Below are 22,720 nucleotides of genomic sequence, written 5' to 3'. Positions count from 1 at the left end.
TCAGTTAATCTTGCTCCCGCACAGACTGCAGTATTGATCCCCTTTGCTGACGATCGATTTGCAATTCACACAGGATTCATTGATCTCAGTCCCACAATGGCAGCAGAAAATGTTCAACTTACTCTGCAAAGCCCCGCACTTATAACAGGTTAGATTATTTTGTGTATAAATCAGATAAACCACGAAGCCAACCAAATTTGTTATAAGGATGAGTAATCCCCATAACGAAGCATTCAACTTTCTTCTACCCGCATCTTTGAAGACCCAAAGCGCTAACCCAATCCAATAAAACGCCACGATTAATCCTATTAATGCACCGGTAATTTCAAGGATTCTTTCCGCATAAGGAATAGGATTAGCCGTCCTGATCATAAGAACTTTGCTTTGGGTGCCTCTGTCTATTAAATAGTTCAGTAAATAAGCCTCTTTCGAAGTAAAATCCGTTTCGTAAGACAATTCATTTTCAAGGTCCTGCCTTACCTGCTGTTCATTTTGGATATAATCTTTATTTAAAATCATATTTTCTGGTTTTACAACCTTATATAGCTGATCTGGATTATCTTTATCTTGAAGGTATCCTTTGCTCATTTCATAAGGGACTAATTGCAGCTTTGTCTTATTACCGATAAGGTTATTATTCGCTTTATAAACAAGTGTGTTATCCTTATCTAATATTACAACGTTATTGATATCCTTTGAGTCCGTTGCTAACTTCTGTAATTGCGTTTTTAATCTATCCGTTACACCCTCTCTTTCAAACGTATCGGAAACTTTTTGGTAATCCATAATCATAGTAATTTTATCACGAGATACATAAGCTATGCTAGACAAACAGAGAAGCAAAAGCATCCCAGATATGACGATAAAGGTTAGGGTTGCCTTCTTAAAATTTAGCTTATAGATTAACGCTTCAAGCCTACTCATTGTGATATCCCCCCTTTATTAAAATTAAGCACGAAAGGTGTTAAAAGAAATAATGCCAATCCCTGATAAACTACAAAGATCAATAAGAAGTTCAAGTTAAAGACCTTAAATACGATTTGCAATAAGAAAGAAAGTAAAATAATGAGGCAGCTTAAAAAAAAGGTTTTCTGTAATTTCGTCTCCTTATGCTTTTCTTTCAGTTGCATACACTTTAGATCAAGATCCCTATCTAATGAAGCTAATAAAACAGCTGTCGCCCTTTGATCAATCTCTTTCATATTCATCTTTCATCACCTTTGTCTAATAATTTCCTTAACCTAACGATACCATTATGAATCCTGCTTTTTACCGTTTTGGGCTCAAGCTCAAGCTGATCGCCAATTTCCTTCAAGGTTAGACCTTCAATATATTTCAACTTGATAACGATCCTTTGTTCCTCAGGCAAATCTTCCAAGTCCGTTAGAATACCTTGCCCATACAGCTTATCAACGATTGTATCTTCAACATGAACACTAGAATCCTCAACATTAAAGTTTTCAGGAAAAGGAATATTGTATCTGAACTTCTTTTCTTTTCTTAAGTAATCAATATAGGCATTTTTAGCAATCGTAATGACGTAGGTCGAGAACTTCGCCTGTCCCATCGTATCAAACTTCTCGATATTTCGGATGACCTTTAAAAACGTTTCCTGGGTCAAATCCTCTGCTGTCTGTTCGTTATCGGTCGTTCTAATGAGGAATTTATAGACAAAAGGATGATACTGGCTTATCAATAATTGGAATGCCTCTTTATCCCCCTGCTGACACCTTTTTATTAAGTTGTGCTCATCCACAATTCACGATCACCTCAATCAATTTTCGGTAATACACGCACTTTTATCTTTCCGAGAGAATGAAATATTTGAATTCCATTTTCTAAGTACTTCATGATAAAGTGAATAATAGGTGCCTTATATCTCCTATAAAAATAGATACATAACAACACTGTCGCAAGAATTATACCACTTAACCCCTAGACTACCATTTTGTAGTCAGATGTATTCCATTTACCTCTTTAACTATTACACGTTTAGAATTAGAAAAAGTTTTAGCTTATATAAAAATATCATGATGTAACCCAATCTGAAAGGAGATAACAAATATGAATCATAAAAGATATATTTATGCCATCGGTCTAATTATAGGTATTTCTCTTCTTACTCTATTTTTTCATCCTCTGCTTTCTCCTCCAAAAGGGTCCTGGTTCAATACTGCGAGTTCAGAACCTCCACAGGAACAGCTAAAGGAACAGGAATCTCAAAATATAGAACCTAACCCAATCAAACCTACTTCAGTAAAACTGAGTGCATTTCCAGCAGAGGGTATACCCGTTCTTATGTATCATTCAATCAGCACGATACCGGGTAATAACTTGGGTGTCCCTGTAGAACAATTCGCTGAAGAAATGAAATGGTTAAAATCCCAAGAATATACAACATTGTCACTTGAGGATTTTTATCAAGCTTTAGTTAATAATAAACCCGTCCCTGAAAAGCCTATTCTCATTACCTTTGATGATGGATATTCTGATAATTATCAGTCAGCTTGGCCTATTTTACATGAAAATGGCTTTAGCGCAACCTTTTTTATTATCACAAATTCGGTAGGTCCCGATATGATGACCTGGGAACAACTAACTGAGCTTACAAACCAGGGTAACAGCATTGCAAGTCATACCCAAACTCACCCAGACTTATCCATAATTTCCTCCCAGCAACTTGAAAAAGAACTTGTCCTCTCTAAAAAGGATCTTGAAAATCATCTTGGAGGAAATGTTGAGGCCTTATGCTTTCCCTCAAGTCGTTATAACACCAAGACACTCGAAATGATGCCAAGACTAGGATATAAGCTTGGTTTTACGACTAATCCAGGAAGAGTTCATTTAGGTGATAACCCTCTGACGCTTAAGCGCATTCGAATTCCAGGAGGGATGTCGTTGACTTCCTTTCAACAACAATTTAAATAGCCCCTATACTGGCTACTGAAACGAATTATGCTATAATTTTTTATAGAACTTAGATTTATAGAATTTAGTTTTTAGGAGGTAAGATATTATGATTAAATGTTTTAAAGATTTAAGACAAGATAATGTTTCTGAATTTCGCGGAGGAAAAGGTGAAATACAGATAACACACTTTCTTGAAGTAGAAAGCAATGAATTCAATAGTAAAGGCCGTCTATTTGCTAAAAATGTCTTAAAACCAGGCACATCTATTGGTCTTCACGAACATGTTGGAGATACTGAAACCTATGTCATTCTAAGTGGGGAAGGCCTAGTCAATGATAACGGTGACCCCAAAAGCGTTAAACCTGGAGATGTGATTATTACTCGGAATGGCGAAAAACATTCTATTCAAAATACAGGAACATCCGACTTGGAATTCATCGCCTTAATCTTATTTGATTAGACACTAATAATAAAATGCAAAATAAAAAATGACAAGAAAAGGTAGAGTCAGGATTTCATGTTTAAAGTGAGATCCACTCTACCTTTTTTTCAAGAGTTTAGCACATATATAAATTCAACTTATCCCTGGATTAAGGTGCGTTTTAAGAATTCTCGAGTCCGTTCTTGGGTTGGATTATTGAAGATTTGCTCGGGCGCTCCTTCTTCGGCAATAACCCCTTTATCCATAAAAACGACGCGATCTGCGACTTCTTTCGCAAATCCCATTTCATGCGTAACGATCAACATTGTAAGACCTGTACCCGCAAGTTCCTTCATGACTTTGAGTACCTCTCCGACCATTTCAGGATCAAGCGCCGATGTCGGCTCATCAAACAGCATCACATCCGGATTCATGGAAAGTGCTCTTGCAATCGCAACCCGTTGTTTCTGCCCACCCGACAATTGTCTCGGCTTTGCGTTAATATAATTTTCCATACCCACAACTCTTAAATAGTTCATGGCAATTTTTTCAGCTTCTTCTTTAGGACGTTTGAGCACTTTTATTTGTCCCACAACACAATTGTTTAAGACATTGTGATTATTAAATAAGTTAAATTGTTGAAATACCATACCTAACTTTTGACGATATTCATACACATCATGTTTATCATCAAGAATATTTTCCCCCTGATAAATGATTTGACCGCCACTTGGCTTTTCCAGGAGATTTATACAACGCAGAAGTGTTGATTTCCCAGATCCGGATGACCCAATGATGCAAACCACTTCTCCCGATTTAACAGAAAAATCTATGTCCTTCAACACTTCATGACTCCCAAAGGATTTACTTAGATGTTGAATATCAATGACCTTGTCCATAATTCCCCTCCTCTATCGAATCGTTAAATCAACTGTTAGTTTTTTGTTCTGCGAAGTATATCTTCTGGTGTTTCGACTTGCATTTGATTGCCCATCATAATGTAGTCGTCTGGGCCATCTAATTTTCTTTCAAAATAGCGCAGAATTCTTGTAACCGTAAACGTCATAATAAAATAGAGCACACAAGCTACAAAGAAAGATTCAAAATATCTAAAGTTGTTGCCTGCAACCGATTTTGTTTGGAAATATAACTCCGATACTGCAATTACGTTAAGAACAGAAGTATCTTTAATGTTAATGACAAATTCATTCCCTGTTGCCGGTAAAATGTTGCGAATAACTTGAGGTAAAACGACATTCATCATCGTTTGAATATGATTCATGCCAATCGCCTGAGCCGCTTCGAATTGACCTTTCTCGATCGATACAATACCACCACGCACGATTTCTGACATATAGGCTCCTGTGTTAATGGATACGATAAAGATGGCTGCCACTGTACGATTGATATCCAAGCCAAAAGCTTGCGCCGAACCATAATAGATAACCATAGCCTGAACAATCATCGGCGTTCCGCGGAAGAATTCAATATATATCGATAGAATAGCATTGATTACTCTTAAAAATTGTCTTTTCACTCCACGCTCAGGCATGGGGATCGTCCGAATAATTCCTACTAATAGCCCAATTATTGAACCAATAATTGTACCAATCAAGGAAATATAAAGGGTCAATCCAGCGCCACGAATGAACATGGGCCCGTTTTCTGAAACAATTCTTACAAGCCATTGAAAGCTCATTTTTCTCCTCCTTATGATAGAAACATCATAAAACCGACTGCATTATAATGTAGCCGGTTTTGATAATCATATTAAAATGTTCCAACCTTATTTAGTAGCGGGTTGATTCTTAATTGCCGTATCCATAATACTTGTCTGTTCTTGCTCTGAAATTCCCGCTAAGATTTCATTGATTTTAGGAGTGAGCTGACTTCCTTTAGCAATTCCCACAGCAATTGCCGTATCATCCGGTGAAGTCACAAAACCCTCTTTAAATTCAACCATTTTGAAATTAGAATTCGCAGTTTGAGCACTTACAGCTTCCGGTCGTTCTGAAACATATCCATCAATAACCCCTGATTCAAGAGCAACCCTCATTGCTGGGAAATTGTCCATCGCGGGTTGTTTAGCAACACCATTAATTTGATCAATCACTGAATAATGGAAGGTGTTTAATTGAGCTGTGATTTTCGCACCTTTGAAATCTTGAATCGAAGTCGCGCCTTGATATTTTCCGCCGTTTTTAACGACCATGACCAAATTAGATTTATAGTAGTTGTTTGTGAAATCAATGGTTTCCTTACGTTTTTCAGTCGGAGACATCCCTGCGATGATCGCATCAATCTTACCCGAAGTTAAGGCAGGAACAAGACCATCCCATTCTGTTTTAACAATAACGAGATCTTTTCCTAACCCTTTTGCAATTTTCTTAGCGATTTCTACGTCATAACCGCCAGCATATTCTGAAGTTCCCTCGATTTTAACCCCACCATTGGACGCATCCTTTTGAGTCCAGTTGAACGGCGCATATCCCGCTTCCATCCCAACCTTGAAGGTTCCATTTGTTGCGGCTGCAGGGGCTTTTGAACTTTCAGTGCTATTGCTTGATCCGCATCCTGATACCAACATGATAAGAGATAAGGAAATTACAAATAATAACGTTAACTTCTTTCTCACAAATACCCTCTCCTTTAATTCTACTAATTTTAAACCATTAAAAAAAGACCTGAGATGAACTCAGGTCTCTATTTGTATAGTTACCCTATATTCCCCCTTTTAATCCCAAATGAGATAGCTCAACTCAATAAACTGGGTAGTTTATTGAGACAGTCCTGTAGCTCTTAACTACAGACCCAGCTAATAATACTGAGAATATTATTAACTTCGGCGACCTACCCTTCTCCTTAGTTTCTCCGCATCTCAAACTCTACTAAAGACTGTTGAAAGCCGCGCCTCTACCTCACCATTAAAAGTGAGGTTAATATATAATTAAGCTCAGTCTACAACAACACATTTTGTCTGTCAACTTAGTATTCAAATTGTTTAAGACTCTAACACAAAAGTCGAGGATTTTGTAGAAAAATGAAGATATAGCGCATGTTGTTAATAATCAAACGAACTACAGTAAAATATAGGCCTTATTGGAGAATATAAAAAGTATCTGCCCAAATTTGGTGCTATACAATCTAATATATAGGGATTATTATAGTTTAAGTTAAATATAGCCAGCGCTGAATTCTATGGAAGCGGGGGAACCAAGTCCGGCTATCGATTAGCCAAATGGGGTGAATCACCGAAAGGTGACGGGTAAATTCCTTTCAATCCGAACCCGACAGCTAACCTCGTAAGCGTTGAAAGGGGGCAAAAAGCAAACCATACCCTTTGGTTTGTTATGCAAGACATTAACCCCAAATGGGGTTTTTTCTTTTTTGTGAACATCACAGTATGAAATAAACTTGTAGCTAATCGAGAAAACTTCATACGCGACTACCTACGTAAAATTGTTTATACAGAAGGCTTACAAATAGATATGAAGGGATAGAACAATGGAAAAGGCATTAAATATCTGCAAAGAACGGCCCTTAACCTTAGCTGGTATGCTCGTAACAATCGGTGTTGTTTATGGTGATATTGGTACATCACCCTTATATGTTATGAAGGCATTAGTTGAAGGTAACGGTGGATTAAGATCAATTACCCCTGAATTTATATACGGTTCTCTTTCCCTTATTTTCTGGACTCTTACCTTACTTACCACGATCAAGTACGTTCTAATTGCACTCAAAGCAGATAATCATGGAGAAGGCGGCATCCTTGCCCTGTATTCACTAATTCGAAAGCGGGGTGCCTGGCTGATTGTTCCAGCGATGATTGGGGGAGCAGCCCTTTTAGCAGACGGCGTTTTGACTCCGGCCGTTACTGTCACAACTGCTGTAGAAGGATTAAAAGGTATTCCCAGCTATATAAATAACTTTGGCTCGAACCAATCCACTGTTCTTTTGATTACCGTTATCATTCTTTGTGTCCTGTTCCTGATCCAACGAACGGGAACTGAGATCATAGGACGATTATTTGGACCCATTATGGTTTTATGGTTTCTCATGTTAGGTGTTTTCGGTATTATCCATGTTTTCGGAAACCTTGATATCTTAAAATCTTTTTCTCCCTACTATGGAATTAAACTCTTGTTTAGTGACGAAAATAAAGTCGGATTTGCAATCTTGGGTAGTGTATTCTTAGCTACAACGGGAGCAGAAGCGTTGTATTCGGATTTAGGACATGTCGGGAGAAGAAATATCTACGCAACTTGGCCATTTGTAAAGATTTGCTTATTGCTTAACTATTTTGGTCAAGGAGCTTGGTTATTACAGATCAAGGACAATCCGGGCTTTCATAAGATAATAGGATTTAATCCTTTTTTTGAGATGATGCCGTCTGACTTTCGCATCTTTGGTGTTGCCTTTGCAACGATAGCCGCGATTATTGCTTCCCAAGCTTTAATTTCCGGATCCTTTACACTGGTTTCCGAAGCCATTAAGTTGGATCTATTACCGAGATTAAGAACCTACTATCCTGCTATGTCAAAAGGCCAAATGTACATTCCAATCGTTAATATCCTTTTAATGTTATCGTGTATAGGAGTGGTTCTCTTCTTTCAAACTTCTGCACACATGGAATCAGCTTATGGGTTAGCAATTACTATTACGATGCTGATGACCACAATCTTGTTGTTTAATTATCTTCTTCAAAAAAACGTATCCAGGGTACTTTCGTTTCTAATGGTTATCCTTTTTGGAACTTTGGAAACTGCTTTTTTCATTTCGAGTGCTTCGAAGTTTTTCCATGGTGGATTTGTAACAATAATTATCGCCTCTCTCATTTTAATCATGATGGTTTTATGGTTTAAAGCGGCAAAACTTCAACAAGTTGTGTCAAAAGCCGTTTCATTGGAAGATTATATTACTAAGCTTGATCATCTTAGAAGAGATGAACATATTCCGGTATATGCCACGAATTTAGTTTATCTAACCAGCAAATCAAAACCAGGAAAGGTCAACAATGAAATTATTTATTCGATTTTAGATAAACGGCCAAAAAGAGCGGAAGTTTATTGGTTTGTAAACGTAGAAGTGACCGATGAACCCAGGACGATGGCCTACTCCGTGGAAAACTTCGGAACCGATTTTGTTTTCAAAGTGCAACTGCGTTTGGGATTTAGGATGGAACAAAAAGTGAGTACGTATTTAAGGCAAGTGGTAACCGATCTGATGGAGGCCGATGAAATAAAACAACAACCGCAAGTGTATTCTACAAATGCAGTCAACAGTAACATTGGGGATTTCTGTTTTGTTTTAGTCCGTGAAGAACTGGGTTATGATAGTGATCTTCCTTTATATGAACGATTAATCATGCAATTTAGACTCTATATAAAGGAAATTACAGTTTCTCCGGTGAGATGGTTTGGGCTCGAACATACGGATGTTAAAATTGAACACGTTCCTTTACACTTTGGAGCCCCGAGATCAATCAAACTCGAAAGAGAAACTAGATAATAGAGGTGATTGCGAATGAACGAAGCACTTTTTGACCCCGTTGCTGCACGTTATGATTCCTGGTATGATACTGAGCTTGGATCAGTATCTGATCAAGTTGAACGTCACCTGGCCCAGTCCATGTTCAAGACACCGGGTCCAAAGGTTCTTGAGATCGGATGTGGTACTGGACAATATACGAGCTGGCTTGTGCAAGAGGGCTATGAGGTCACTGCAGTCGATATTTCCGGTGAAATGATGGCTCTGGCCAAAAAGAAACTAGCGGCGATTGAGGAAAACACCTCAAAAACGAATCGTGTTCACTGGTGGCATGCTGATATTACAGAAATTCCTGATCAACTCGAAACCTATGATGGAATTTTTTCCATGACCGCCTTTGAATTTGTGCCTGAACCGGAAAAAGTATTGCAAAAACTTTTTAGTCGTTTAAAGCCCGGGGGTTGCCTAATGATCGGACTCATCGCCGGCATGAGTGCCTGGAGTGAGTACTATGCGGAATCAGCTCGCAACAAGCCCAATTCGGTCTTCGCCCGTGCTGCTCTTTATACCAAAGAAGAAATATGTTCCTGGCAAATCGGTGGTTCTGCCGAAATTGGCGAATGTCTTTTCTTCCCACCGAATGTTCAAACAACCTCTGAAGCCCTTTCTATCGAGGAAAAAAGGGAAGGAAATCCTGGCTTTGTGGTAGCAAAGTGGGTAAAGACTATACGATGAGTGTTGAATAAAAAAACATCCGATCAGTGAGTTAAACTTTCGTTTTCTCACTGATCGGATGTTTTTTATGTATACTTTGATAAGCCTCTTCTTATGTACCTATTTACGTTGTAGCCCAAACAAACCATTCAGTTTATTGTGCAACAGCCCCATGTTAACGATAGAGTGCATTTCAGATCAAAGCAACTTTAACCTGGTCCGCTTGGACATGAAAAGCTAAAGTTTCAAAGGTTATTGCATCGACTGGCTCGCTAAAGAAATACCCCTGCATCTCATCACATCCCTTAGCCCGAATAAAACGATACTGGGTTTCAGTCTCTATCCCCTCGGCGACAACTCGCAAGTTTAGACTATGAGCCATCGCGATGATCGCTTCTGCCAGAGCTTCATCATACGCTAACTTACCGATATTGCGCATAAATTCTTTATCAATCTTGATAACATTAACGGGAAGATAGCGCAGATAATTTAAGGAGGAATACCCAGTTCCAAAATCATCGATGGAAATCTGAATTCCTTTCTCGACGAGTAAGTTCAACTTACGAATGGCCTCCACTCGCTCAACCATGAAAAGGCTTTCCGTTAATTCAAGTTCCAAGAAATGCGGATCTAAGCCGGTTTCTTGTAGTACCCCTAAAATCATCTCAACAACATCCGCCTGCTGAAATTGAAGTGTCGAAATATTAACGGACAGCGTCAGATTCTTTAGTCCCATATGCTGCCACTCACGAGTCTGACGGCAAGCTGTTTGCAAAGCCCATTTGCCCATCGGCACGATAAGCCCTGTCTCTTCAGCCAGCGGAATAAACTCTGCAGGAGACACGCTTCCCAAGTCCAGATCCAGCCATCGCATGAGGGCCTCCATCCCGGCCATCTTTCCAGTCTTCATGTTAACTCGCGGTTGATAATTCAGGAAAAGCTCCTGCTGTTCAAACGCCTTACGTAATTTCACTTCAAGTTTAAGTCGTTCCTTGGCCACTTGGGTCATTTCCGCTGCAAAGAAAGCATATTGATTCTTCCCTGCCTCTTTCGCTCGGTACATAGCGATATCTGCACATCGAATCAACGTCTCAGTATTTCTTCCATTCTGAGGATAAACACTAATCCCCAAACTTACCGTCACATAAAGATCGTATCCCGCAATAGAAAAAGGGCGTTTAAAATCTTCAACGATCTTTGCCGCAACTCGCTCAATCTCCGCTTTATCCTTAATTTCCTGAAGGATAATTGTAAATTCATCCCCTCCAAAGCGAGCTAAAAGTCCTGGATGATCAACACACTCCTTTAAGCGTTGACTCACTGCTTGCAACAGAAGATTGCCTTTATTATGGCCTAATGTATCATTAACAATTTTAAAGCGATCAAGATCGAGAAAGCAAAGTGCCCAAGGTTTATCTTCTGAATTCTGCTGAATACACTTTTCTAAAATCTCCTGAAAATGAAAACGATTCGGTAAGTCGGTCAAGCTATCATAATAGGAAAGATGACGAAGCTTTTCAAAGACCTCCAGGGTTTTTTCTTGGGACTGTCGAACAATTTTCGCAGGAAACCGATACAAGGCCAAACCAGCGAGCCCACCAATGGCCATAAACAGGACGAAAACCAACAGACTAGAATACAGCGTTCGGGAAGCATCGATACTGATTTCGACATAACCATAGAGCCCTTGATTAAAGATAATAGGAATTCGAGAACTTGCCATCCATGCCGGAGTATAATTAACCTCCTCATAAAGGAGATTTCCGCGCGAATTGTAAATTCTGATCGCACTGATATTACTTAGTTCGTGCGTATGTAGAACTTGGGTAAACTTTTGAACATTATAGCTCCAAAAATCTGGGCTTTCTCGAATCACAGGAATCAAAACCTCAACCATTTTGTCTGCATCCACTTTGGCGAGTTCTTTATCATTGGACCAGCTCAGGACAAAAAACGTGAGAGGCATTGATAGACAAATCAAAAGAGCTGCCGAGATTGCAAGATGGCGCATTTTAATAGAAAAGTCTCGATAAAAATGAATTGTTTTTTCCATAGGACTCACTTCCCTAGTGGAATTCCGTGTGCTGAACGGATTATTTCCTGTCCTTCATTAGACCATACGTACTCTAGAAAGGTTTGAGCTTCCTTTGAAAGAGGTTCTTTATACGCAAAATAAATATCCTTGGACAGCTTATACGTTCCCTTTTCAACATTTTCAATCGTCGGTTGGATTCCATCAAATAATAGAGGTTTAATTTCATGTTTCTCAACGGCCAATGCCGCACTGTCCGTAAAACCGATTGAATTTTTGGTTTGAGTTATTGCCTGGGCCTCTTCCTCATCAGTAAAAGAAACCTGCCACCGTTTAGCCTCTAAGGACTCAGTTAAAGCCTCTTTAAAACCAGGTATTTCCTTTTTCAAAACCTCATTTGTACTATCTCCCTCTTCGCGGGAAAACAGTATAACATTTTGTCCGTTACGCCACTGGCTTTTTGTTCCTTTAAAAATCGCTGCCAGGTCATCCCCCGTTATTTGTTCCTCTAAAACACTAGGATGAACTCCTATGACCACCGCGACACGAGCATAGGGAATTTGCTTTAGGCCTTGATCCACTTCCTCAGGTTTTAACGGCCGTGAAAGTAATCCCAAATCAATGGCGTTATTCCTCAGGGCCTTAATCGCTCCACCCGAACCTATACTTTTCGGTAAGGTTATAGTTTGCCCTGATTTTTTCATATACCCCTCAATTAAACGTTGGGTGATCGGTAAGTTGCTTCCTGACCCAGCAACTGTAAAATTGGTGTGGGTTTTCTCATCCACTGGCTCTGGGGTATTCTTCGTCCCACATGCCGTAAGCAGAAGAATTAGCGTTAATACAAGACCACTCAAAAGAAACAAGCGTCGTAACTTTTTGAGCATGCATCCACCTTCTGACAATAATTTTCCTATATATTCATATTCTTCCTTTATACCTAAATCCCTTTGCAAATATTTTATTTCTCTAATTTTTAAGCTGTATAAGAGTCAAGGGAACAAGTTTTTTAACCAATAAAAGGTGAATTATGCTATTATATGGAATGATATAACGTATTAAATAAGAGGGGGATTAATAGTGGAACTAACTATCTATCCGATATCTAAAGAACTTACAGACGATTTCTTATATTTTTTTGATAAAGTAGCTTTTACTGATAACAAAGAGTGGGCTGGCTGCTATTGTCGTTTCTATCATTTAAATGATGATGAATTGAAACGGCAGACAGGGAAAAGTAATCGTCTGTCCGCCATTAAATCAATTCAACAGGATAAAATGAAAGGGTATTTAGCTTACCTTGATGGAGAGCCTGTAGGTTGGTGCAATGTAAACGATAAGAATAATTATTCGAGGCTTCTATTGAATAAAGAGCTATGGGATGGAGCAGAGGAAAAAATCTGTTCTATTGTTTGCTTTGTTATTTCTCCAGAATATAGAAGGAAGGGTGTAGCCAGCCAAATACTAAATGTAATATGTAATGACTACTCAAATAAGGGATATAAGTATATAGAAGCATATCCAAAGAAGGGGGAACTAACGAGTGCTCAACACTATAATGGACCTCTATCCATGTATATAAAGGCGGGATTTTCTTTGTATAAAACATTTAGCCATTATGATATTGTTCGAAAGGCGTTATAAACGATGTTTGAAAATTAGCAGTATTAATACCACCCAAATTAATATTATTGGTATTGCAAAATACCACCTTTTAGGTTTACCACTACTCCATAAGTTTTCTGCTTCAATTCTGCATTGAGTTAATATTTCTTCTGGTATAAATTTTATTGTTATTGCAACAAGTATTGGAAGTAAAATAAGGTCGTCTAAAAAACCTATAACTGGTATAAAATCTGGTATAAAATCAATAGGTGATAACGCATATCCAATTGTAATTCCAGCCAAAATCTTTGCGATTACTGGTGTTTCTTTCTTCTTCAAAGCTATAAATACAGCAGGTATATCTGACTTTAATTTTCTTGCTCTAACTTTTAAATCCATCATATAAACCTCCAACTCTATTAAAGAGTAAAAATTTAAATTTAACATAACAAGGAATTAAAGTCAACATTAGGTATAAGGCAATCAGAACGCTTAGAATTGGGTCAATGACATACACTTCGTTTTTTGTTTCAGCAGCATTTATAGCCCCTTCGTTTTTACAGTGGTATAATCATACTCATTAGATTGACTTAAAAAGCAGATTAATTATACTAACTAATACTAAAAATAATGACAGAAGGAAAGAACCTATGGAAGAAGCAAAGCTTATTGAAATGATCAAGAATAATCCGAGTACTATTGCACATATCAATGAACCTACCGATGAGATGAAGTTATTGGCTATTCGAAAAAATGGCCTGACCTTAGAATATATTGATAATCCAACTCCAGAGATGCAAGAACAAGCGATAGCCAATAATGCTCGAGCGATTCAATTTATAAATAACCCTACAGAAGATATGATGATAAAAGCGATCCATGATGGATGGATTAACTTAGAGTACATTAAAAATCCAAATGATCAGTTAATGAAATTAGCCATAAGTCAAGCGGGATGGGCTATTCAATATGTCAAAAACCCAAGTGAAGAATTGCAATTATTGGCGGTAAGAAAAAATTATGATTCACTACGGTTTATAAAAGAACCTTACTCAAGTGTACAAGAAGAGGCTGTAAAATTGAGTTATGATGCCTTGAGATATATAAAATCTCCCACGCATAATGCAGAGCTTATCGCGATCAAGAATAATGAGAACGCTATTACCTTTATCAATGAGTTAGATAAACATAAAATATTAGAATTTTTGAAAGTCAATATCTTAGTGATTAAATACGTTATCAAAGAAATATCTGAAGATGAATTAGAAAACGTGTTAAAGGAATCCTTATCCAATGAAGATGTTGAAGAAAAATATGTCAGAGATTTTTTAAATTGCAGCAATATCGATAAAAACAGCCCCATTATGCCAATCGACAAGATCATGTTTATTTATCAATATGGAAGCAAAAAGGCAAAAAAAATCGCAGTCGATGAAAAGCTGAAAATGATATAGGAGTGCAAGAAAATGAATTTTATAGACACCTTAAAAAGTGTTGACTTAGTCCTATCGACGGGAGAAGTCCCTTTAATCGTCGGTGAAAGCGGAATCGGAAAAACAGCGTTAGCCAAAAAAATTGCGGAAGATTATCACTGGAGTTTAATTGTTATCAATGGGAATCTCCTTAAAGAAGGTGAAATAGGCGGTCTGCCCACGATAGAATCTTATCCAAGAGTTAATTCTGAAGGAAATCCGGTTGAAAAGAAAGCTACTGTCTATGCCGTCCATCATAAGCTTAAGGAAATTGATGAAGAAATATCTCAGGGAAAAACCGTTCTTTTATTTATCGACGAGATCAATCGGTGTGAACATACCGTACAACAAGAACTTATGAATTTAATCTTAAATCGAGAAATCAATGGCTATACGTTACCTGAAGGTGTAAAAATATGTGCTGCTATGAATCCTTCCAGTAAATATGGTTCGGATTTTGATTACCAAGTTGTCGATATGGATGCAGCGCAAGAAAATCGATTTGTCTGGTTATATATGGAGCCTGATTATAATCAGTGGATAGATTGGGCCATAGCGGCAGGAATTGAGCCAAAGGTTATCGAGTTTATCTCAACCTTCCCCGATTATTTGCACAAGATCAACGAAGATGATCTTCGAGCAACGCCCAGAAGCTATGAGCGAATTTCCAGCAGTTATAAAATCTACAAAGAGAAAAAAGATTCTATTCCTAGATCCGTGTTTTTAAATGTGATCAAAGGAAATGTCGGAAGAGTCATTGCAGAAGAGTTTGTAAGCTTTGTTGAATCCGATTATCGTCCACTCATATCTTATGAATATGTTTTTTCCGGAGATTCTCTTCCTGAATCGATTATAGAGAGCGTAAAAAATGAAAGTCATACAAGACTTTATCTATCCGCCAAGAATATTCTCAAAAGCCTAGAATCAAACATCTTAAGTGCAACCAGCGACTTTCGTCCCTCGCTAAGGCTCAGTGAAAGCCGGGTTTTCTTTATCAACAGGCTTATTGAGTTTTTGAAACTATACCCTGTCGATTTAAAGATAGGAATCATGAAAGATATTAAGAACAGTTATCCTGAAGTATACAAACAGGCTATTGAAAATGAAGCCTTTGTAGAATCATATTTTGAATCTTATCGTTTAATCAGGTGAAATTGATGGAAACTTTTTTTGATCACCAAGTGAAAGACCTTTGTGATAAGGCAGAAATAATTATTGTCGATTATTTCAAAGCAAAAAGTAAAGCTCATAGCAAATCTAGGCCTAAAAATGAACCTTTCAGGATAACTATTCCTAAAGAATTCAGAGACGAGTTTTTCGCCCTTATCGATAAAGTGAATCTAAGTCTCATGGAAGACAAAGACAATTTCTACGGCTATTTTTTAATCCAAATGTCCAGAGAAATACGATTCGATATCAGTAGCCCTACGGCTGTAAATTTCAAAGGGGCTAAATATGTTATCTATTTTAATCCCCTCATTTTTTTAACTCTTAATCTCAAGCAAATGGAAAGCACCATTAAACACGAAATACTCCATATCGTATCTCTGCATTTCATCAGAGCAAAAGAATTTAAGGATGGCTACAGCCCATTAGCGATCAATATGGCCATGAATATCGTCGTTAATACCTATTTAGATTATCTCCCCCCCTATGCTGTTACCTTAGATTGGGTAAATTTAAATTATTCTTTAAAACTCCTGCCCTTTAAACCTTTTGAATATTATGTGGGAGAAATTCAAACTGCCATCGATTTACTCGAAGTCGATAATGAGTCCGAAGAAGATAATGATCAAGATGGAGCAGACGAGGATGAAGCAGCTGATGGTAATAATGATAAAAATGAAAGAATAGAAACAAAGTATGATCCTGAAAAATCCCATGACCTTTGGGAAGATTCCAGTGATATCGATGAAAAAACGCTTCAAGAATTTACGGAGAAGTTTGCTGATAATGCTCAAAAAGGTTACATCCCCAATTATTTAGAAAGCATGATATCCTCCCTTAAAAACAACAAGGGTGAATTGCTTTGGAATTTATATCTTAAGAGGTTAATGGGAACTGTTGAAAGTCAAAAAAAGAAGACGATAACCAGAAGGAATAGAAGACAGCCCGATCGATTCGATTTAAGAGGTCAACTGAGGAGTCATAAAGCAAAAATTCTTGTTGCACTTGATATCAGCGGAAGCATTAGTGATGAAGAGTTTAATCAAGCCATTAAAGAAGTCCTCGCTATCGTAAAAAATTATAATCATGAAATTATGATTATCGAATGTGATACTGAAATTAGGCGTGTGTATAAAGTCAAATCGGTAAAGGACATAAAAGATCGAATCAATATGAGAGGCGGCACTCAATTTACCCCCGTTTTTGAATATGCGAATCAAAATAAGGTTAATTTGTTAATCTATTTTACGGATGGCCAAGGTGAAGAAAAACTTCTCACAATACCTAAAGGGTATAAAACGTTATGGGTTATATCGGCGAGAGGTGATAAGCTTTCCTTAAAAGAAGCTTATGGGGCCGTTAAAAAGCTTAAGAACATCGTAATAAAAGATGATACAGTGACAATGAGTGATCTTAAAGTCGCTGGATATTCAATGAATGACCAAGAGAGATTAGATATTTAACGCAACAACCCTGCTTAAAATAGTTATTGAAGATCTAAAGCACCCTTCTCATCTAATGTTTTTAAATCATTTACTTTAATCTTCCCTGGTGAGACTGTATAAAGGTTTTCACCAACAAAAAGAATTCTTTGGATAGCGGCTTGGTCGATTCGATATTTCTGCGAAGTTTCCTTAACATGAGTAATTTTTCCTTTGAGTGTAAACCCTTGCTCTAGATCAATGTTATACACATATGCCCCTTGAAAGGTTATTTCTCCGTACTGAGGCGGAGTATTGAGGGATACTTCTTTTTGCTGAGACCCCTTAGTCTCAAAAACAACCACAGGGAAGGCTAGAAGATTCTTTTCTTTGTCAAATAATAGAGCCTTATGATTTCTGAGTACCTCAGAGTCAGTTCCCCGATCTCCGATTGTTTCTTTAAATAGTTCTTTGGGATGAGTCACATCACTCACGTCAAACATAGCGAGTTTCATGCCAAGATAGAAGGCCATAGTTTGCTGTTGCCCATTAGGACCACTAGGAAGGGCGGCTTCAACAGTCTCTTTACCTATCCCAATTAAATGGTTTTCATCATAAGGTTGTAAATAATCGCTATACCCTGGGATTTTTAACTCTCCTAATGCTTTTGGCTGCTTAGGATCTTTAAGATCGATTACAAACAATGGATCAACCTGCTTAAAGGTTACCATATAGGCACGATCTCCCATAAAACGGACCGAATAAATTCTTTCACCGGGCGCTAATCCTTCTAATTTTCCACTTTCCTGCATGTTTTGATCAAGGGTATAAACATTATTAGTCGATTCATTACCCGAAGTAGCCCCTATTTCTCCCTTCGTGGTTGCAATTCGGAAATAACCTTGATATTCGTCCATGGAGAACTGATTAAGAATCTGACCAGGAACTTCCCCTTTTCCTTGATATGTAATTTCCCCCTGATTAAAACCAAACTTATAGATTTGGGTCGTTATATTTGCTGGCATTCTGGAAATAGCGTCCTCAACAGCAGGTTCCTGTGTCAATGCGGATTGTTCAAATTCATAATGCGGCATTGCCACATACAAAGAAGAGGTCGAAGCATAGATATTACGTCCTGACCCAAGATAGGTTGATACTTTTGCTTCTTTGTCAGGATGATCTAAATCCATTCCAGCGATCATTAGATAATTAGGCTCAATTGTGCCTGGGAAATAGTGTATCTCAGAGAAATTGACTTCTTTATAGCTCTCTTGACAAAGGGAATCATAATATTTTGGCTTTATCGGGGCTTGATCTTCTTTAAGGATTCTGTAGTAATCGATATATTTATTAACGACAAAATATACAGCTGAGCCAATCTTTCTGGAAGAAACATAATCTCCATCAAGCTTCACTTCTCTAAGTTTTTGGGGATTATTTTTATCCTTGAGGTCATAGACCAACATTTCTGTGACAGGTCCACCCATAGCTCCTACAGCTGAATCCATGCGTTCATAACTCGTCCCAATAACAACGAGTGTTTTCGAGTCAACATACATCTCAAGAGGCTTAAATTCTTGTGAATCAAATTCTAATCTGCTTACTACCTTCAAGTCACTCGCTGGATTAATTTTAGATATTATGACTTGAGGATTATTTCCATTTTTCGAGTCATTAGAAATTTGATAGAGGTAATTCCCGTCTGTCTTAACAATGTCGGCCTCATCCACACCTTCCACTTGCAGATTGGTCCCCGAATAGGCTACTCCGCCTGATTCTGCAGAAAGATTTTGGCTTGCTGATACAGCTGATTTTATTGCAGAGCTGCTATCTGCTGCGGGTAAACCGCCGCCTACCATACCCACACTATGTCTAGTCCCTGCTTGATTGCTTTCAACCTCTGAAAGCAATCTCTTTAAGTTTTGATCATCACCGACAACCGGTAACTCTTCAACGTTGGAAGAGGCTACGGTAGGTAACAAACTGGAAGGCTTTTGCTGCTGATTAGAAATGAACATTCCTGCTATAAGTATGAAACTTAATGTTGCAATCATGTAGATTTTCCTCATGTAATAATTCCCTCCCGCTCTTTTAGACGTTTGATGAACCTCTTCTTCCATTTTTATTTGAGTTTTTAATATCAAAGACCGATCGGGTTCTAAATCATTGAACCCTTCAAATAGGTCTTTATTCATATTGGAAGCCTCCCTCAACCAGCTCTTTTTTCAAAAGCTCTCGTGCGCGTTTCAATCGTGTCTTAATTGTAGATTCATTAGATTCAAGAATTGTAACAATTTCGTTTACTTTGTAACCTTCGAAGTAGTGAAGATACAAAATATCCCTATATTTTGTAGGGAGTTGCATCACAACCTTTACTACCTCTTTGTTATGATCATTTTCAATGGGGGAAATAACCTCATCAATCGTAATAACATGTTTACGCCAAAAGCTCTTAAGTTGATTCTTACATTCATTTTTTGTAACTCTTATCAGCCAAGCTTTTATATGATCCTCGCTATTGAACTTAGGCCATTGCTGGTTCAACTTCATAAAAACATTTTGAAATGCGTCTTCAGCATCGGCGTTATTTCTCATATATACTAAGCATAACCTCCAGACCGTATCGGCATATGTTTCTAATACTTTAGTTATAGAATCGTTCGTATGATTACTTTCCACACCAACACCCCTTACACTTAAAACACAATTGGGAAGATCAAAAGGTTTCATTCCAACCCAAAAAATTCTTTGTTAGGTAATATATTCGTCTTCGCCTTATTGGAATAAATATCCTTCTGCATCCTATAATTTCAGGTTAAGCAAAGAGAGCTGCCATCTTTGGCAGCTCTTTAATATCTGTTATTCCGTTTAAAGATTAGACCTTCATCACTTCCGCATTAACATTCACCTTCATATCTTATAGAGGAGGTGGAGAAATGCTTAATGGAGTACAGCCTGCAAGTCCGGTTACTCAATGTGTGGCTCGGATTAAGAGTGTTGAAGAGTATCTAAATGCCGTGAATAATGCGTTCCAGAGAATCTGCACCACTACGGGGAGATGTGAATTATGGTACCGCGGTCAAAACGAACTAAACCAACCCTCAAAACCAGTTCCATGGGATCTAATACCCAACATCGCTCGAAAACCGCGCAATCCCCTCATGGAAGTTATCTATCTATCTAAATTCAAGTCCTATGCAATTCCTTTTGTTCAGGGGTTGCCCTCTTTCCCTATACCGAATGGTCCAGCTGCTTATTGGCACTGGCTCTTTATAATGCAGCACTATGGGGTGCCAACCCGAATATTGGATTGGAGTCGCGACGCGCTCACTGGCCTTTTCTTCGCATTGGACGGTCGGACAGCCAACGATGGTCGACCCGATGCCGCTGTTTGGATTCTTAATCCCGTTCGGCTCAATGAAGCGTTCTCCTTTCATAGTTTTGTTAAACCTGGCTATATCCCCAATGTTGATGAAGAAACTTTCAATCTCTACTTTGGACCCAATGCTGAAATCCTTGCCAACAAGAAACCTGCCGCAGCCATCGGTCCCTTAAACAACCCGCATATCGTCGCTCAAAAAGGTGTTTTCACTGTATTCCCCCATGATAAAGAAATTACCCCGCTAAATCTTTTGCCAGACGCTTCAAACTATCTCCTTGAGATCTGTGTTGATGCTGCAAGCATTCCTTTAATCTTGGCTCAACTTGAGCGCTATGGCGTGACAAGATTTACACTCTACCCAGATATCACTGAAGTTTCCCGTCAAATCAACCTTGAAGTCCAAGAGGAAGGCCAGCTGCCTACTGCTGCCCTAAGTTCCATTCAGAATATTCCACGGCTATAAACGCAAATTTGTAAAGAGCAAACAAGCGAAAGCCTTCATCTCTTATCCTATGATCCCGGCGAAGCCATCCACATCGATTGGGGCGAAGCCACGGTATACATCAAGGGTAAGAAGATGAAGGTTAACCTTTATTCCCAAATAACTCCTTAAAACGTTTCACTGCATATTTTCCGGTATCAAGCAGCCATCTTCCCAAATTATTGAATGGTTGGCTTTTCCACAGATAAATCTTGATAATTAGTAATAGCAAGAGTAAAACAATTCCTGCCATTAGAAACACAACTGCAACAGGATTTTCTTCATACATCGCATTAGCAAATAATTGTATAGTTGCCCCATATCTCGCAAGATAGTTATTTGCCGGTGATGGCAATTCAACTATTGTGGTGGTTTTAACATCACCCATTTTTGCTATCATATAATGATAATAGCTATTTTCTGTCAAAAGCTCTGCTCCTGCACCACCCGTAATAAGATAACGCACACCATCTTTTGTGTATTCCAGATAGCTGTGGATATGAGATAAGTAAACCGTATCTACATGATAGGTACTCATGAGATTTTCAAACTTTGCCGCTTCCTCTGAATCCTGGAAACCATGATTCATGCTTTTGGTTTCACTGTAGTTGTTTAATTTCTGTTCCAGCCAATTTCCGTTGTCTTTAACTTCGTCTACATAGTTTGGAATTTCATTTTTTGTTACACCACTTCGTGGGTCTTGGGGCGGAATATGGCTAATAACAAAAATACGTTTACCCTGCGCCTTTTTTAAATCATTTTCTAGCCAGGTATATTGTTCGTCTGAAATCGCTTGTTTTTCTGCCCAGCCTGGAGATGAATCCAAAAACACAAAATGACTGTTTGCGAAATCAAAAGAATAATAAGCAGGGCCATATAACGTGGTATAGGAGTCCCGGCCATTCCCGCGAATATCGTGATTGCCCAGAGTCGTGCAAAATGTCGTAGAGATGTTTCCCACCGTCTTATCAAACAATCTGTATTGGTTTGGTTTTCCACTGAATACCAGGTCCCCATTGTCAATAACAAATACCGGATCTAATCCGTTCGCCTGCTGAATGATCTGAGCAAACGTATCGTAGCCATCCCGATTATCCCCTAGTATTACATATTTATATTTTCCCGTACTATCAGTCCCGGCTGGCTGTATGGGGTCGATATTAATAATTTTCCCGACATCTAATGCTACACTTAACTGCAAGGTGTTGACCGTCACCTTTGCACTCGGCAAGTTGTTTGTAACAATACTCTTTGCATAAAAATCAGGGTTTATGTTTTCAAGTCTCAACGAAATATTGTCCGTTGTATTTCCTTTAATTTCCAAAGAAGGCAAGGGGGACAACGCCCTGATAACAAGGCTTTCTGTACCATCTTTATCCTTTTGAATTCCCTTAACAAAACCTCCATAAACGGTGACTTCTGCTTTATTCATTTGATAAGTTGATGAAGAGTCGTCCGGGTTAAACTGAAGTGGGACACTTACAAAATCGTTGTTTATTTTATATGAACCTTCAGCATTATATATAAAGGCTCCAACACCAGTAGCAAGGCATAAACACAAAGAAATTACTGCTATGTTCATGATCTTCTTTATTTTCATAGTCACACCTCACCCTTTTCTTATT

21 protein-coding genes and 2 riboswitches are annotated in these 22,720 nt (G+C 38.3%); of the genes, 9 read left to right on the top strand and 12 right to left on the bottom strand.

Annotated elements, in window-relative coordinates:
• The 3 genes from DESME_RS02525 to DESME_RS02515 are packed head-to-tail and all read right to left on the bottom strand — an operon-like array spanning window position 1 to window position 1,756.
• Window positions 1–924 (bottom strand): hypothetical protein, encoded by a 924-nt coding sequence (locus DESME_RS02525; RefSeq protein ID WP_006717365.1) that lies wholly within the window; start codon window positions 922–924, stop codon window positions 1–3.
• Window positions 921–1,208 (bottom strand): hypothetical protein, encoded by a 288-nt coding sequence (locus tag DESME_RS02520; protein ID WP_006717363.1) that lies wholly within the window; start codon window positions 1,206–1,208, stop codon window positions 921–923. The genes DESME_RS02525 and DESME_RS02520 overlap by 4 nt, the downstream gene beginning before the upstream one ends.
• Complete coding sequence (locus DESME_RS02515) at window positions 1,205–1,756, bottom strand: RNA polymerase sigma factor (RefSeq protein WP_006717361.1); 552 nt, start codon at window positions 1,754–1,756, stop codon at window positions 1,205–1,207. Before DESME_RS02515 ends, DESME_RS02520 begins: the two co-directional genes overlap by 4 nt.
• A 308-nt stretch (window positions 1,757–2,064) precedes the next feature.
• Between DESME_RS02515 and DESME_RS02510 the strand changes: the two genes are divergently transcribed.
• Both DESME_RS02510 and DESME_RS02505 read left to right on the top strand, forming a co-directional pair.
• Window positions 2,065–2,928: a polysaccharide deacetylase family protein gene (locus DESME_RS02510; RefSeq protein WP_006717358.1), complete on the top strand. Its 864-nt coding sequence runs from the start codon at window positions 2,065–2,067 to the stop codon at window positions 2,926–2,928.
• An 88-nt stretch (window positions 2,929–3,016) separates the two neighbouring features.
• The gene (locus DESME_RS02505) at window positions 3,017–3,370 is read left to right on the top strand and encodes a cupin domain-containing protein (protein WP_006717355.1); all 354 of its coding nucleotides are present in this window, start codon (window positions 3,017–3,019) and stop codon (window positions 3,368–3,370) included.
• Window positions 3,371–3,489: 119 nt separating this feature from the next.
• Here DESME_RS02505 and DESME_RS02500 read toward each other — a convergent pair whose 3' ends face one another.
• The 3 genes from DESME_RS02500 to DESME_RS02490 all read right to left on the bottom strand — a co-directional run bounded on the left by DESME_RS02500 (window position 3,490) and on the right by DESME_RS02490 (window position 5,966).
• Complete coding sequence (locus tag DESME_RS02500) at window positions 3,490–4,230, bottom strand: amino acid ABC transporter ATP-binding protein (protein WP_006717352.1); 741 nt, start codon at window positions 4,228–4,230, stop codon at window positions 3,490–3,492.
• 35 nt (window positions 4,231–4,265) lie between these two features.
• Window positions 4,266–5,030: an amino acid ABC transporter permease gene (locus tag DESME_RS02495; protein ID WP_006717350.1), complete on the bottom strand. Its 765-nt coding sequence runs from the start codon at window positions 5,028–5,030 to the stop codon at window positions 4,266–4,268.
• An 87-nt stretch (window positions 5,031–5,117) separates the two neighbouring features.
• Window positions 5,118–5,966 (bottom strand): transporter substrate-binding domain-containing protein, encoded by an 849-nt coding sequence (locus tag DESME_RS02490; RefSeq protein ID WP_006717348.1) that lies wholly within the window; start codon window positions 5,964–5,966, stop codon window positions 5,118–5,120.
• A gap of 107 nt (window positions 5,967–6,073) precedes the next feature.
• Window positions 6,074–6,255: riboswitch (Lysine riboswitch) on the bottom strand.
• A 253-nt stretch (window positions 6,256–6,508) separates the two neighbouring features.
• A riboswitch (cyclic di-AMP (ydaO/yuaA leader) is annotated at window positions 6,509–6,655 on the top strand.
• A gap of 180 nt (window positions 6,656–6,835) precedes the next feature.
• Between DESME_RS02490 and DESME_RS02485 the strand changes: the two genes are divergently transcribed.
• Both DESME_RS02485 and DESME_RS02480 read left to right on the top strand, forming a co-directional pair.
• A complete protein-coding gene (locus tag DESME_RS02485) occupies window positions 6,836–8,842 on the top strand; it encodes a KUP/HAK/KT family potassium transporter (protein ID WP_006717346.1) in 2,007 nt (668 codons plus the stop codon).
• Between the two features lie 15 nt (window positions 8,843–8,857).
• Window positions 8,858–9,556, top strand: a complete 699-nt coding sequence (locus tag DESME_RS02480; protein ID WP_006717343.1) for a class I SAM-dependent methyltransferase — start codon at window positions 8,858–8,860, stop codon at window positions 9,554–9,556.
• 172 nt (window positions 9,557–9,728) lie between these two features.
• Here the strand turns inward: DESME_RS02480 and DESME_RS02475 are convergent, their stop codons facing one another.
• Both DESME_RS02475 and DESME_RS02470 read right to left on the bottom strand, forming a co-directional pair.
• Entirely contained in the window at window positions 9,729–11,588 is a 1,860-nt protein-coding gene (locus tag DESME_RS02475; protein ID WP_006717340.1) for a putative bifunctional diguanylate cyclase/phosphodiesterase, read from the bottom strand.
• Window positions 11,589–11,593: 5 nt separating this feature from the next.
• Window positions 11,594–12,454, bottom strand: a complete 861-nt coding sequence (locus DESME_RS02470; protein WP_006717338.1) for a PstS family phosphate ABC transporter substrate-binding protein — start codon at window positions 12,452–12,454, stop codon at window positions 11,594–11,596.
• Between the two features lie 193 nt (window positions 12,455–12,647).
• Between DESME_RS02470 and DESME_RS02465 the strand changes: the two genes are divergently transcribed.
• Window positions 12,648–13,211 (top strand): GNAT family N-acetyltransferase, encoded by a 564-nt coding sequence (locus DESME_RS02465; protein ID WP_006717335.1) that lies wholly within the window; start codon window positions 12,648–12,650, stop codon window positions 13,209–13,211.
• Here the strand turns inward: DESME_RS02465 and DESME_RS02460 are convergent.
• On the bottom strand, window positions 13,206–13,571 hold the full coding sequence (locus DESME_RS02460; protein WP_025248617.1) for a YkvA family protein: 366 nt from the start codon (window positions 13,569–13,571) through the stop codon (window positions 13,206–13,208). The genes DESME_RS02465 and DESME_RS02460 overlap by 6 nt on opposite strands.
• Window positions 13,572–13,822: 251 nt before the next feature.
• On the opposite strand from DESME_RS02460, the gene DESME_RS02455 reads away from it, so the two are divergent.
• From DESME_RS02455 to DESME_RS02445, 3 genes are read left to right on the top strand one after another with little or no spacing between them, the layout of a single operon-like run.
• Window positions 13,823–14,626, top strand: a complete 804-nt coding sequence (locus DESME_RS02455; RefSeq protein WP_006717332.1) for a hypothetical protein — start codon at window positions 13,823–13,825, stop codon at window positions 14,624–14,626.
• 12 nt (window positions 14,627–14,638) lie between these two features.
• Complete coding sequence (locus DESME_RS02450) at window positions 14,639–15,796, top strand: ATP-binding protein (RefSeq protein ID WP_006717330.1); 1,158 nt, start codon at window positions 14,639–14,641, stop codon at window positions 15,794–15,796.
• A gap of 5 nt (window positions 15,797–15,801) precedes the next feature.
• On the top strand, window positions 15,802–17,274 hold the full coding sequence (locus tag DESME_RS02445) for a vWA domain-containing protein (RefSeq protein WP_006717328.1): 1,473 nt from the start codon (window positions 15,802–15,804) through the stop codon (window positions 17,272–17,274).
• 23 nt (window positions 17,275–17,297) lie between these two features.
• Here the strand turns inward: DESME_RS02445 and DESME_RS02440 are convergent, their stop codons facing one another.
• On the bottom strand, window positions 17,298–19,427 hold the full coding sequence (locus DESME_RS02440; RefSeq protein ID WP_006717326.1) for a beta-propeller domain-containing protein: 2,130 nt from the start codon (window positions 19,425–19,427) through the stop codon (window positions 17,298–17,300).
• Window positions 19,420–19,962: an RNA polymerase sigma factor gene (locus DESME_RS02435; protein WP_006717324.1), complete on the bottom strand. Its 543-nt coding sequence runs from the start codon at window positions 19,960–19,962 to the stop codon at window positions 19,420–19,422. The genes DESME_RS02440 and DESME_RS02435 overlap by 8 nt, the downstream gene beginning before the upstream one ends.
• Before the next feature lie 206 nt (window positions 19,963–20,168).
• Between DESME_RS02435 and DESME_RS02430 the strand changes: the two genes are divergently transcribed.
• The gene (locus tag DESME_RS02430) at window positions 20,169–21,077 is read left to right on the top strand and encodes an FRG domain-containing protein (protein WP_006717323.1); all 909 of its coding nucleotides are present in this window, start codon (window positions 20,169–20,171) and stop codon (window positions 21,075–21,077) included.
• A gap of 121 nt (window positions 21,078–21,198) precedes the next feature.
• Here DESME_RS02430 and DESME_RS15550 read toward each other — a convergent pair whose 3' ends face one another.
• Complete coding sequence (locus DESME_RS15550; RefSeq protein WP_006717320.1) at window positions 21,199–22,695, bottom strand: metallophosphoesterase family protein; 1,497 nt, start codon at window positions 22,693–22,695, stop codon at window positions 21,199–21,201.
• Between the last annotated feature and the right edge of the window lie 25 nt (window positions 22,696–22,720).

The sequence above is a fragment of the Desulfitobacterium metallireducens DSM 15288 genome, from assembly GCF_000231405.2.
Taxonomy (GTDB): domain Bacteria; phylum Bacillota; class Desulfitobacteriia; order Desulfitobacteriales; family Desulfitobacteriaceae; genus Desulfitobacterium_A; species Desulfitobacterium_A metallireducens.
Note: the sequence above shows the minus strand (reverse complement) of the source record. Positions and strands in the feature narration are given on the sequence as shown.